The organism is Streptomyces sp. 5-10 (assembly GCF_014712245.1).
In the GTDB taxonomy this organism is placed as follows: domain Bacteria; phylum Actinomycetota; class Actinomycetes; order Streptomycetales; family Streptomycetaceae; genus Streptomyces; species Streptomyces violaceusniger.
Genome location: NZ_JACVYG010000056.1, coordinates 53283 through 65335, shown reverse-complemented (window position 1 = coordinate 65335; position 12053 = coordinate 53283). Strand labels below are relative to the sequence as shown.

Annotated in this window: 12 protein-coding genes; 11 read left to right on the top strand and 1 reads right to left on the bottom strand. The window is 70.5% G+C overall.

Annotation, left to right across the window (positions count from 1 at the left end; genetic code table 11):
• Positions 1-268 (bottom strand): nitrilase-related carbon-nitrogen hydrolase (locus tag IEJ02_RS39670; RefSeq protein ID WP_317986036.1); only part of this gene is annotated, 268 nt, incomplete at its 3' end.
• A gap of 283 nt (positions 269-551) precedes the next feature.
• Between IEJ02_RS39670 and IEJ02_RS39665 the strand changes: the two genes are divergently transcribed.
• The 11 genes from IEJ02_RS39665 (at position 552) to add (ending at position 12031) form a co-directional block, all read left to right on the top strand.
• The gene (locus IEJ02_RS39665; RefSeq protein ID WP_191069222.1) at positions 552-1160 is read left to right on the top strand and encodes a helix-turn-helix domain-containing protein; all 609 of its coding nucleotides are present in this window, start codon (positions 552-554) and stop codon (positions 1158-1160) included.
• A 365-nt stretch (positions 1161-1525) separates the two neighbouring features.
• Positions 1526-2893: an FAD-dependent oxidoreductase gene (locus tag IEJ02_RS39660; RefSeq protein WP_317986035.1), complete on the top strand. Its 1368-nt coding sequence runs from the start codon at positions 1526-1528 to the stop codon at positions 2891-2893.
• Positions 2890-4080, top strand: coding sequence for a CaiB/BaiF CoA transferase family protein (locus IEJ02_RS39655; RefSeq protein WP_191069221.1), 1191 nt, complete (start codon positions 2890-2892; stop codon positions 4078-4080). The genes IEJ02_RS39660 and IEJ02_RS39655 overlap by 4 nt, the downstream gene beginning before the upstream one ends.
• Entirely contained in the window at positions 4077-4886 is an 810-nt protein-coding gene (locus IEJ02_RS39650; RefSeq protein WP_174890093.1) for an enoyl-CoA hydratase-related protein, read from the top strand. The genes IEJ02_RS39655 and IEJ02_RS39650 overlap by 4 nt, the downstream gene beginning before the upstream one ends.
• Before the next feature lie 81 nt (positions 4887-4967).
• Positions 4968-5888 carry a dihydrodipicolinate synthase family protein gene (locus IEJ02_RS39645; protein ID WP_191069220.1) on the top strand — a complete coding sequence of 307 codons (921 nt, stop codon included), beginning with the start codon at positions 4968-4970 and terminating at the stop codon, positions 5886-5888.
• A complete protein-coding gene (locus IEJ02_RS39640; RefSeq protein WP_191069219.1) occupies positions 5888-6661 on the top strand; it encodes an SDR family oxidoreductase in 774 nt (257 codons plus the stop codon). Before IEJ02_RS39645 ends, IEJ02_RS39640 begins: the two co-directional genes overlap by 1 nt.
• 31 nt (positions 6662-6692) lie before the next feature.
• Positions 6693-8132: an aldehyde dehydrogenase family protein gene (locus tag IEJ02_RS39635; RefSeq protein WP_191069218.1), complete on the top strand. Its 1440-nt coding sequence runs from the start codon at positions 6693-6695 to the stop codon at positions 8130-8132.
• Positions 8133-8266: 134 nt separating this feature from the next.
• Positions 8267-9286: an ABC transporter substrate-binding protein gene (locus IEJ02_RS39630; protein WP_191069217.1), complete on the top strand. Its 1020-nt coding sequence runs from the start codon at positions 8267-8269 to the stop codon at positions 9284-9286.
• 23 nt (positions 9287-9309) lie between these two features.
• Positions 9310-10182: an ABC transporter ATP-binding protein gene (locus tag IEJ02_RS39625; protein ID WP_317986034.1), complete on the top strand. Its 873-nt coding sequence runs from the start codon at positions 9310-9312 to the stop codon at positions 10180-10182.
• A complete protein-coding gene (locus IEJ02_RS39620) occupies positions 10182-11024 on the top strand; it encodes an ABC transporter permease (RefSeq protein WP_191069216.1) in 843 nt (280 codons plus the stop codon). Before IEJ02_RS39625 ends, IEJ02_RS39620 begins: the two co-directional genes overlap by 1 nt.
• Positions 11024-12031 (top strand): adenosine deaminase, encoded by a 1008-nt coding sequence (add, locus tag IEJ02_RS39615; protein WP_191069215.1) that lies wholly within the window; start codon positions 11024-11026, stop codon positions 12029-12031. The genes IEJ02_RS39620 and add overlap by 1 nt, the downstream gene beginning before the upstream one ends.
• The last annotated feature ends 22 nt before the right edge of the window (positions 12032-12053 follow it).

The window sequence follows — 12053 nt, the reverse complement described above, 5'->3', positions numbered from 1 at the left end:
CGGGGACGACGATCACCATCCCGGTCTCCCGCGCCAGCTCCCGCATCCGCCGCACGGTCGGCCCGTCCGGCACCGCCTCCGCCCACCGGTAGTGTTCCGCCTCCTGCACCTGGCAGAAGTACGGCGCGTTGAACACCTCCTGGAAGCCGATCACCTTGGCGCCCTGTTCCGCGGCGGCGCGGGCGTACTTCTCATGGAGCTCGATCATTGATTCGCTGTCGCCCGTCCACTTCGTCTGAACCAGGGCGGCGCGCACGATATTGGCCATGGTGAACTTCCCTCATGAAGCCGCGACACGCTGGGTCGCGGGCTGGGGCAGGGATAAACGGCTGCGGCAAGACCGTAAGCCGAAAGTACGAGTCCGTAAATGGTCAAGGCAATATTCTGCGAGTTTCTTTTGCGTTTCCCGCAGGTAAGAAACTGACGCTCCGTCAAACGGGGAGCACGCGGCCGGGCCCGGCGCCGGCGGCCGCGACGCCACCCCTTGACATGTTGAAGAACTTCATTATGGTGAAGTCACCGTTCCATGGTGGCCGGACGAGGAGCGACGCATGAGCAGCAGCAACGCGGGCGACAAGGACAACCGTCCCGACGCCGATGCGTCCATCGCCTCGTTGGGCGAACAGATCCGATCCCTCCGCAAGCATCTCGGACTCACCCTGGAGGAGCTGAGCAGCCGATCGAATGTGAGCACGGGCCTCATCAGTCTGCTGGAGCGAGGGAAGGGAAATCCCTCCTTCGCGAGTCTGATTCAATTGGCCCATGGGCTCGATGTGCCGATCGGCCGGCTTTTCCATGGTGAAAACCCTGCCAGTCCTGTGGTGCGCGCAAAAGAGCGCCGCACTCTGGAATGGCATGGAAATGAAAAGCTCGACGGTGCCCGTTACCAGCTCCTCACCCCGTCCCTGAAAGGGGCGCTCGAGGTGGTCTGGGTGGAGACCGAGCCCGGCCATGACACCAGCGGCACTCCCTTCCGTCACAACGGCGAGGAGTTCGGCATCGTTCTGTCCGGGGTGAAGGACGTCTTCCTCGACGGTGTCCGGCACCGACTCGAGGCGGGTGACTCCATCACCTACTCGTCGAGCATTCCGCACTGGTACGTCGCGGTCGGCGATGAGCCGTCGACCGCGATCTGGGTGATCACCCCGCCCACCTGGTAGAGCCAGGTCCTCGGGCCGCTCACCCCGCTCTCCGATCCGGTACGCGTCAGGGCAGCGTCGCCCGCGCCACTCGTGTTGCCCCCGCCTCCAGCCCGGGTTTCCCCCGCCTCCCGCTCGGCATTGAGGGCGAGGGCGTTCCCCGACCCATCTCGCGGTACGGCCGCGTGTCCGGTGTTCCCTCCGGGCGCCGTGCGCCGTCCGCCCCTTCCCGATCACCGTTTCCCGCCGTGGCTCATCGCCCGTTGGCGCGGCACGGCGGCCTCCGCGGCGCCCGTGGCCGGGCTCCCGGACAGGCACGCCCGATCCACGGACGTCCGGTGACGCGACGCCGTCTTCGAAAGACGCCGTATTCGAAAGGAGACAACGTGGCCGACCTCAACGGGTCCGTGACTCTGGAGGCCATCGACGCACCGCTCGTGCGCCGCAGTGACGTCGTCGTCGTGGGCGGAGGCCCGGCGGGTGTCAGCGCCGCGGTCGCCGCCGCGCGGGCCGGTGCCGACGTGACGCTCCTGGAGCGCTACGCCGCACTCGGTGGCCTCGCCTCCGGCGGTATGGTCCTGGTGCTCGACGACATGTGCAACGCCGATGAGATCACCGTGACCGGGGTGGTGGACGAATACGTCGAGCGCATGGCCGCCATGGACCTGGCCGTCTACCCGCCCCCGGAGGAACGGGTCTCCTCGCCCGAGGCATGGGCCAAGTGGAGCCGGTGGGGCGCGTTCGACTTCCACTCCCACGCCAGTCCCAAGCCCATCTGCTACGCCGTCGCTTTCGACCCGGACGGCTGGAAGCGGGTCTCCAACGACCTGGTGCGCGAGAGCGGCGTCCACCTGCGCCTGCACAGCTGGTTCTCCCGGCCGGTGGTCCAGGACGGCGCGATCAAGGGCGTGGTGTGCGAGACCAAGGCGGGCCCACAGGCCGTCCTCGGTGATGTCGTCATCGACACCAGTGGCGACATCGACGTGGCCTCGCGCGCCGGAGCCCCCTTCACCGAGGGCCGCTACATCGTCACCCTCGTCTCCCGCCTCGGAGGTGTGGACACCGACGCGGCGCAGCGCTTCGAGACCGAGAACCCCCGTGAGTTCCGGGCCGTCAACCGCAAGATCAAGCGCATGTTGGGGGGCGCCTGGGACCTGTGGTGGCTCAAGACCCCGGTTCCGGGCGTCGTGTGGTGCAACTGCCCGCATCTGACCGGTTACGACGGCGCCGACCCGACCTCCCTGACCGAGGCGGAGTTCGACGCCAGGGCGCGGATGGGAGCCGTGGTGGAGTACGCCAGGCAGTACCTCCCCGGCTTCGAGGACTGCTATCTGCTCGACGTCGCCGAGCAGATGGGCGTCCGGCAGACCCGGCTGCTCGACGGGGAGTACGTCGTCACCAAGGACGACATCGTCTCGCGCCGCCACTTTCCCGACACCGTCGCCCGCGGCCGTGACTACTACTACCCCTATCGCTCGTTCGTTCCGCGGAGCGTCGACCAGCTCCTCGTCGCCGGACGGCACTACTCCGCCACGCCGGACGCCCAGCGGATGTCCCGGGAGATCCCACCCTGCATGGCGATGGGCCAGGCCACGGGTATCGCCGCGAGCATCGCGGCCGACCGCGGCATCCTCGTCCGCGACGTACCGGTGGGGGACGTCCGGAAGCTGATGCGCGAACAGGGTGCCGACCCGGGCGACATCCCCTCGGAGAACGCCACGATCGACGAGACGAACAGCGAGGCGGCCGCATGACCACGCGACGGCTCCCGCTCGACGGCGTGGTCGTCGTCGACTTCACCCAGGTGTACGCCGGTCCCTCCTGCACCCAGATGCTCGGCGACTTCGGCGCGGACGTGATCAAGATCGAGCGCCCCGGCACCGGCGATCTGTCCCGCACCTCCTTCCCCGACGAAGCGGGTCTCGACAACCCCGTCTTCTGGAGCATCAACCGCAACAAGCGCAGCGTCAGCCTCGACACCCGAACCGAGGAGGGCAAACAGGCGGTGCTCGACCTCGTCGCCCGCGCCGACGTGGTGACCTCCAACTTCCGGGCCGGCGTCATGGACCGGATCGGCTTCGGCTACGAGGCGCTGCGTGCCGTCAACCCCCGCGTCATCTGGGCCTCCGCGACCGGATTCGGGGAGAAGGGCCCGTACGCCCACAAGGGCGGCCAGGACATCCTGACGCAGGCGTACACCGGCGTCATGTGGCGCAGGGCCTCCGACGACACTCCGGTCAGCATCTATCCCACCAGCCTGTGCGACTACACCACGGGCATGCACATGGTGCAGGGCATCCTCCTGGCGCTGCTCCACCGGGAACGCACCGGGGAGGGGCAGAAGGTGGAGATCGCGATGTACGACTCCATCCTCCATATGCAGATGCAGGAGGCGGCCACCCGGATGAACCGGGGCGCGGAGATCAACTGGGCCGCGATGCCGCTCACCGGGGCGTTTCAGACGACCGATGGCGCCGTGGTCATGGTCGGGGCGTTCAAACAGAACCCGCTCCGGGACATCTGCGCCGCCCTGGAGATCGGCGAGGACCTTTCGCTCCGCCCGGAGTACGCCACCCCGGAGGGACAGCAGCGGCACCGCCCCGAGCTGCGGCGGCTGTTCGCCGAGCGGTTCGCCACCGGGACCACCGCCCACTGGATGAAGCGGCTGGAGGCACAGGACCTGCTGTGCGCGCCCGTGCGCACCATGGAGGAGGCGCTCCACGATGAACAGACCATCGTCAACGGCATGATCGTCGAGATGGAGCACCCCGCCGAGGGCTCGGTGCGGGTCCTGGGCAATCCGGTGCATCTGTCCGCCACCCCGGCCGAGGTGCGCAGGGTGCCTCCGGGGCTCGGGGCCCACGGTGACGAGGTGCTGGGCGAGGCCGGTTACGACGCGGCCCGGCTGCGTGCCCTGCGCGAGGCGGGGGTGCTGCGATGAGCGGCGACGAGGCGGTGCGCGACGAGGTGCGCTGCGTAAGGGAGCACGACGGGCGGGTGGCGCGTGTCGTCATCGACCGTTCCCGGGTCCTCAACGCCGTGGACCGGGCCACCACCGAGCGGCTGAAGGAGATCTGGGCCGGGATCGAGGCCGACCGCGACATCCGGGCGGTCGTCGTCACCGGGGCGGGCGAGCGGGCGTTCTCCACCGGGGCCGACATGTCGGCGGGCGCGACAGCGAAGAGCGGTCTGGAGTACTGGGCCGGGCTGGACCCCGATGGCTTCGGGGCCTTGAGCCTGCGCGAGACCCTCGATGTCCCGGTCATCGCGAGGGTCAACGGCTATGCCCTGGGCGGTGGCATGGAGATGGTGCTGGGCTGCGACATCGTGATCGCCGCCGAACACGCGCGGTTCGGCCTCACCGAGCCCAGGGTCGGGCGGATCCCCCTCGACGGAGGGGTGTTCCGGCTCATGGAGCGGGTTCCGCACACCCAGGCCATGGGACTGCTGCTCACCGGCCGCAAGGTCCCGGCCGCGGAGATGTACCGGATGGGCCTGGTGAACGAGGTCGTGCCCGGGGAGCGGCTCGATGAGGCCGTGGACCGCTGGCTCGCCGAGGTGCTGGCCTGCTCGCCGGTGTCCCTGCGCGCGATCAAGCAGATGGCACGCGCCGGGACCGGGCTCACCGCCCGTCAGGCGCACGCGCTACGGCTGCCCGCGCTGATGGACGCGGTGGACAGCGAGGACGCGGCGGAGGGCGTACGCGCCTTCCAGGAGAAGCGGCCGCCCGTCTGGCCCGGCCGCTGAACCCGGCCCCGATCGAATGCCACCGCCACCGCCACCGCCACCGGAACGGCCCGAACAGCCCGAACAGCGAGGAGACAGCCCATGTCCACCCCACCGCGGCCACTGCCGCCCGGCGTCTGGGGCGTCGTGGCGACGCCCTTCGCCGGTTCGACCCTCGACATCGATGAATCGGCCCTGGCCCGGCTGGTCGAGCACTACGCGGAGCTCGGTGTCACCGGGCTGACCGTGCTCGGTGTCTTCGGCGAGGCCGCGCGGCTCTCCCTCCCCGAGCGCCGGGCCGTCCTGGAGGTCGTCCGCGACAGCGTCGAGCTGCCGCTGGTGGTCGGGGCCACCGGTCTGTCCACCGCGCCGGTCGTCGAGGAGGCCGAGCTGATCGGCGAGGTGCTGGGCGACCGGGTCGCCGGGCTGATGACGCAGGTGAACTCCCCGCGCCCGGAGACGGTCGCGGCCCATTTCAACGCCGTGCACGAGGCCACCGGGCTCGGGCTCGTCATCCAGGACTACCCGGCGGCCAGCGGGGTCGCCATCCGCCCCGGGGACCTGGCCACCGTCGTGCGCCGGGTGCCGTCGGCGGTCGCGGTGAAGGCGGAGGCGCCACCGACGCCCGCCGTCATCGGCCTCCTGGCGGAACGGACCGACATCCCCGTCTTCGGCGGGCTCGGCGGGCTCGGCCTGCTGGACGAGCTGGCCGCGGGGGCCGCCGGGGCGATGACCGGCTTCTCGGCACCCGAAGGGCTGATCGCCTGCGTCGACGCCCACCGGTCCGGTGGGTACGAAGCGGCGCGCGAGGCGTATCTGCCGTATCTGCCGCTGGTCAACTTCGAGGCGCAGGCGGGGATCGGGCTCGCGCTGCGCAAGGAGGCGCTTCGGCAGCGCGGCCTGATCATGGAGGCCGGGGTCCGGCCCCCCGCACGTGCGCTCCCCGAGAGCCTCGTCCCCCAGCTCCTCCGGCATCTCACCGCGCTGCCCCCGGCGCGGCGCGTACCGCAAGGGGCACGCTGATGGATCTGGGGCTGGCGGGACGTACCGCCGTGGTCGCCGCGTCCACCGGAGGGCTCGGCCGCGCGGTGGCGGAGGCGCTGGCCGCCGAGGGGACACGGGTGGTGGTCTCCGGCAGGCGCGGGGACGTCGCCAAGGGGGTGGCCGCCGGGCTGCCCGAAGCGATCGGTGTCGAGGTGGACCTCACCGCGCCGGGCGGCCCGCGCACCCTCATGGACGCGGCGTACGCGGCGTACGGGCACGTGGACATCCTCGTCCTCAACGGTCCCGGCCCCGCACCCGGCCCGGCGGCGGACGTGGGCGCCACCGAGCTGGCCGGGGCGGCGGAGAGTCTGCTGCTCGCGCAGGCGCGCCTGGTGGCGGCCGCGCTGCCCGCGATGCGTGAACGTGGCTGGGGCAGGATTCTGGCGATCGGTTCCAGCGGTGTCACCGCGCCGCTGCCGGGCCTCGCCCTGTCCAACGCGGGCCGGGCGGCACTGGCCGGTTATCTCAAGACGCTGGCCGCGGAGACCGCCGCGGACGGGGTGACCGTCAACCTGCTGCTGCCGGGCCGGATCGCCACCGACCGGGTCGCCCGGTTGGACGCGGCCAAGGCCGAACGGGAGGGGCGCACCGCCGAAGAGGTGGCGGCCGCCTCGCGCGCCACGATCCCGGCCGGACGGTACGGCACCACCGAGGAGTTCGGCGCCGTGGCCGCTTTCCTGTGCGGGGCGCCCGCCTCGTATCTGACCGGTACCGCCGTGCGCTGCGACGGCGGTCTGGTGCGCAGTCTGTGATCCGCGGCGCGATGAACCGAGAGGCACACCGATGACCCAGTCCACCACTTCGCGGATAGCCAACCACATCGCCGGTTCGGCGGTGGGGGTACCCACGGTCGAGCGCCGCAACCCCGCGGATCCCGCCGACCTCGTGGCGGTGACCCCCGCCTCCGACGCGGCCGCGGTGGCCGATGCGGTCACGGCCGCCGAGGGGGCGCAGCCCGGCTGGGCCGCGCTGCCCGCCCCGGCGCGGGGCGCCGTCCTGATGGACGCGGCCGAGATCCTGCGCGGCCGGCACGAGGCGGTGGCCCGCGACCTGACCAGGGAGGAGGGCAAGACCCTGGCCGAGGCGCGCGGCGAGGTGCGGCGCGCCATCGACGTGCTGCGCTACTTCGGTGCCGCGGGCTGGCGGCTCGGCGGGCAGACTTTCCCCAGCGCCACACCCGATACGACGGTGCACACCCGGCTGGAACCGATGGGGGTGGCCGGGCTGATCACCCCGTGGAACTTCCCCATCGCCATCCCCGCCTGGAAGATGGCACCCGCCCTGGTGAGCGGGAACAGCGTGGTCATCAAGCCCGCCGAGCTGACCCCGGTGTCGGTGCGCCATCTCACGACGGCCCTGGCCGAGGCGGGGCTGCCGCCCGGGGTGCTGAACGTGGTGCACGGCAAGGGGTCGGTGGTGGGCGAGGCGCTGGTCGCCGACCCGCGGGTGGCGGCGGTCTCCTTCACCGGCTCCACCGGTGTGGGCAACCGGATCCGTGAGACGGTCGAGCGCCGTCACGGCCGGGTCCAGTTGGAGATGGGCGGCAAGAACGCCGTGGTGGTGCTGGACGACGCCGATGTGAAGGAGGCCGCCGCGCTGGCGGCCGCAGGGGGCTTCGGCCTCACCGGGCAGGCGTGCACGGCCTCTTCGCGGATCATCTGCACCCCGGGGGTGCATGACGCGTTCGTCGAGGCGCTGGCCGAACAGGCCGCCCGCTACCGGCCGGGCGACGGGCTCGCGGCGGGGACGGCGATGGGCCCCGTGGTCAGCGCCTCTCAACTGGAGACGGATGTGGCGGCGGTGGAGCGGGCGCGGGCCGAGGGCGCCACCGTCGTGGCGGGCGGAGAGGCCCCGGACGGGCTGTTCCTGGCACCGACGGTGCTCGCGGGGGTCGGCCCCGGCCATTCCTCGGCCCGGGACGAGATCTTCGGCCCGGTGGTGGCGGTGCTCCCGGCCGAGGGCCTGGACGAGGCGATCAGTCTGGTCAACGATTCGGCGTACGGCCTCGCGGCAAGTATCTGCACCCGGGATCTGGCGGCCGCACAGCGTTTCGTGGCACGGGTGCGGGCAGGGGTCGTCAAGGTCAACCGTCCCACGACCGGGCTCGATTTGAACGTCCCGTTCGGCGGGGTCAAGGACTCCTCCACCAATACCTTCCGGGAACAGGGTCCGACCGCCGTGGAGTTCTTCACCTGGTCGAAATCCGTCTATCTCGGGTGGTGAGTTTCACCGCCGTAAACAATGCCGTTCGAGAACGTTCCTCCATTGCCGACCCGAAGAAATGCTGATGTAGTGAAGGAAGCCATAGGAAGCAGCAGTTCCGCTTCGTTGTTTCCGCCTCCGGAATTGAGGTAGTCATGAGCGACAAGGTATCCCGACGGAGATTCCTCGCGGTCGGCGGCGGTCTCGCCGTGGGCGGATTCGTCACGGCCTGCGGCGGTGGGCCCGGCGGAGCGGGCGGCACCGCGAAGTACCAGATCGCCTGGACGGGTGACAACGGCGTTCTCGGCGAGGTCGTCGCCGAAGCGAAGGGCTGGTACAAGGAGGCCGGGGTCAAGCTCACCTTCCAGCCCGGCGGCCCCAATGTGAACGGTGTGACGCTGGTCTCCGGCGGCGCCGCGACCTTCGGCCAGAACGCGTCCAGCCCCGCCGTCATGATGGCGCGCTCCCAGGGGCAGCCGGTGCGCGCGTTCGCCGTGGGCGTGCAGCAGCATCCGCTGGCCTACATCTCCCTGCCCGGCAATCCGGTCAGAAAGCCGGAGGACTTCATCGGCAAGACCGTCGGCATACAGGCGGGCGGCGATGTGATTCTCTACGCGGTGCTGGCGGCGAACAACATCGATAAATCCAAGGTCAAGGTCCAGGTGGTCGGATCCGACTTCACTCCGCTCAAGCGCGGAAAGGTCGATGCCATGGCGGGCTGGATCACCAACCTCGAGGCGTTCTCCATCCTGGACGAATACGAAACGCTACGGGTGTGGGACTCGGGCGTGCATCTCTACGGCAATGTATATTTCGCCACCGACTCGACGATAGAGAAGCGTCCGAAAATGCTCCAGGGATTCGTGGAGGCGACCGCCCGTGGCTATGAATACGCCCATGGGCATCTCGACGAGGCCGTCGATCTGCTGGTGAAGAAGTATCCAGGACTGAAGAAGGAATCCCAGTTCAAGGCCAGCGAGGTGCTGATGAAGCTCATCTTCACCGAAGCCACCGCCAAGGACGGATGGGGCGCCATGAGCAGGGACCTCTGGCAGCGGCAGATCAGCCAGTACACACAGCTCAAGCAGTTCACGTCCAAGCCGCCGACCGTGGACAAGGTCATGACGACCGACGTTCTGCGGGCCACGGCGGCATCCCGACCCAAGCTCGGCTGACCACCTCCGAGGGAGGAACTCCCGTGACAGCCAAGACAGCCATGGCAACTGGATCAGCGACCGCGGCGGACTCCGTGGAGTCCGCGGACTCCACGACGACAACGCCGGACGGGGCCGAACCCCGGAACAGCGTCGAACTGGAGAACATCACGGTCACCTTCGCCACCGAACGCGGGGAGGTGACCGCCCTGCGCGACATCAGCCTCGCCGTCGAGAACGGCGGCTTCGTCTCGCTCCTGGGACCGTCCGGATGCGGCAAGTCCACGCTGCTGCGCGTGGTGGCGGATCTGCTCTCCCCCACCGCGGGCACCGTCGCGGTGCTCGGCACCTCGGCCCACCAAGCGCGCACCTCCCGCCGACTGGGGTTCGTCTTCCAGGACTCGGCGCTGCTCCCCTGGCGCACCGCGGTGGAGAACGTCCGGCTGCCGCTCCAGGTCGGCGGCGGCACCAAAGCCGTACCGGACGCGGCGGACTCCCCGTCCCCCGAGGAACTGCTGGCGCTGGTGGGTCTCGCGGGGCGGGAGAACGCCTATCCGCATGAACTGTCCGGCGGAATGCGCCAGCGCGTCTCGATCGCCCGCGCGCTGGTGTGCCGACCGCGAGTGCTGCTGATGGACGAGCCCTTCGGCGCCCTGGACGAGATCACCCGCGACCGGCTCAACGAGGAGCTGCTGCGCATCTGGGAGTCGACCGGGACCACCATCCTCTTCGTCACCCACAGCATCGCCGAAGCCGTGTTCATGTCGCAGCGGGTCCTGGTGCTCTCCGCCCATCCGGGGCGGGTCCGCGAGCTGGTCCCGGTGGACCTGCCGTATCCGCGCACCCTCGACGTCCGCGAGACCCCCGAGTTCACCACGCTCGCCGCCCGCCTTCGCCGCCTGCTGGAGGACTGCTGATGTCGACCGCCACCACCTCGACGCCGTCGGCGGCCGAGGACCCCGATGTGAAGTCCGCCGGGCGCGGGCGAGGTTCCGTCCGTGGCGGCGCCCGTCCGCTCCGCGCGCTGCTGCCGGTGTCCGCGGCGCTCGTCCTGGTCGCTCTGTGGGAGCTCGGCTGTCGCGTCTTCTCGGTGCCCCAGTACGTGCTGCCGATGCCCTCGGACATCTGGGGCTCCCTCAACGACGACTCGGCCCTGCTGATGGACAACGCCTGGCCGACCATCGTCGAATCCGCCCTGGGCTTCGCGGTGGGCAACGCGGTGGCGGTGCTGCTGGCCGTCGTCTTCGTCCACTACCGGCCGGTGGAGCGGGCCCTGATGCCCGTCGCGCTGTTCATCCGCACCATCCCCATCGTGGCCATCGCGCCCGTCCTCGTCATCATGATGGGCAACGGCTATGCCCCGAAGGTGGCCATCGGCGCGCTGATCTCCTTCTTCCCCACGCTGGTCAACATGGTGCGCGGGCTCCAGGCGGTGGACAAGCAGTCGCTGGAGCTGCTGCGAGTGCTGTCCGCCTCCCCGTGGGAGGTCCTGTTCAAGGTGCGGATGTACGCCTCGCTGCCCTATCTCTTCTCCTCACTGAAGATCGCCACCGGCAACTGTGTGATCGGGGCGATCGTGGCCGAGTGGATCGGCTCCCAGCAGGGACTCGGCTATCTCATCATCCAGACCACCTACAACTTCAACACCCCGCAGCTGTACGCCGTGATGGTCATCGCCTCCGCCATCGCGATCGTCTTCTACGCGCTGGTCGGCACGGCGGAGCGGCTGACGGTGCGCTGGGAGGCCAAGGCTCCCTGATGGAACGCAGACCATTGATCGCGGCCGACTTCCGGGCCCTGCCGAAGGCCGAACTGCATCTGCACACCGAGGCCGCGATGCGTCCGGACACCGCGCGGGAGTTCGCCGAGCGGTACGGACTGCCGTTGCCGCCGCTGAGCGACGCGTATCCGACCTGGCCGGAGTTCAACCGCGCCTATGAGAGCTGCCGCGCGCTGGTGGGTTCGCTCGACGATCTGCGCCGAGTGGTCGGGGAGGTCTTCGACGCGGCCCCGGACGCCGGCGTCGTCTGGACGGAGCTCCATCTGGGCCCGCATCTCTACCAGGGCCGGCTGGGCCCGCCCGAGGCCCTGGTGGAGGCCGCGCTGGACGGCCTGGCCGCGGGGCGCGGCGACGGCGGCATGATCCTGGGGGTCGGGCGCGACCGGAGCCCGGTGGACGCGGCCGAGGTGGCCGCGCTCGCGGTCCGCCACCGCGACCGCGGCATCGTGGCGATGGGCCTGACCGGAAACGAGGCGGGCCACCCCGCCGACGACTTCGCCGGGGCGTTCCGCATCGCGCGCGAGGGAGGGCTCGCGGTGGTCCCGCACGCCGGGGAGAGCGGCCCCGCCTCGAGCGTGCGCAACACCGTGGACCTCCTCACTCCGGATCGGGTGTGCCACGGCGTACGCGCCGTCGAGGATCCCGGCCTCGTCCGTGAGCTGGCCGAGCGGCGCATCTGCCTGGACCTCGCCCTCACCGGCAACGTCATGCTGAAGGCGGTCGAGTCGGCCACGGCCCATCCACTGCCGGCCCTGGTCCGCGCGGGCGTCCCGGTGACGCTGAACAGCGACGCGCCGTATCTGTACGGCATCGGCATCCTCGACGAGTACGCCACGGCGCACAGCCGCTACGGCCTGAGCGCCACCGACCTCGCCCGGATCGCCGCGGACTCGCTCCGCTTCGCGGCCGCCGGGCCGGATCTCGCGGCCCGGATGCGGGACCGGATCGACGCCTGGGCGGCCCACCACGGTCGACCGCCGGGATGACCTAGGTGTGCTGTCCGGACAG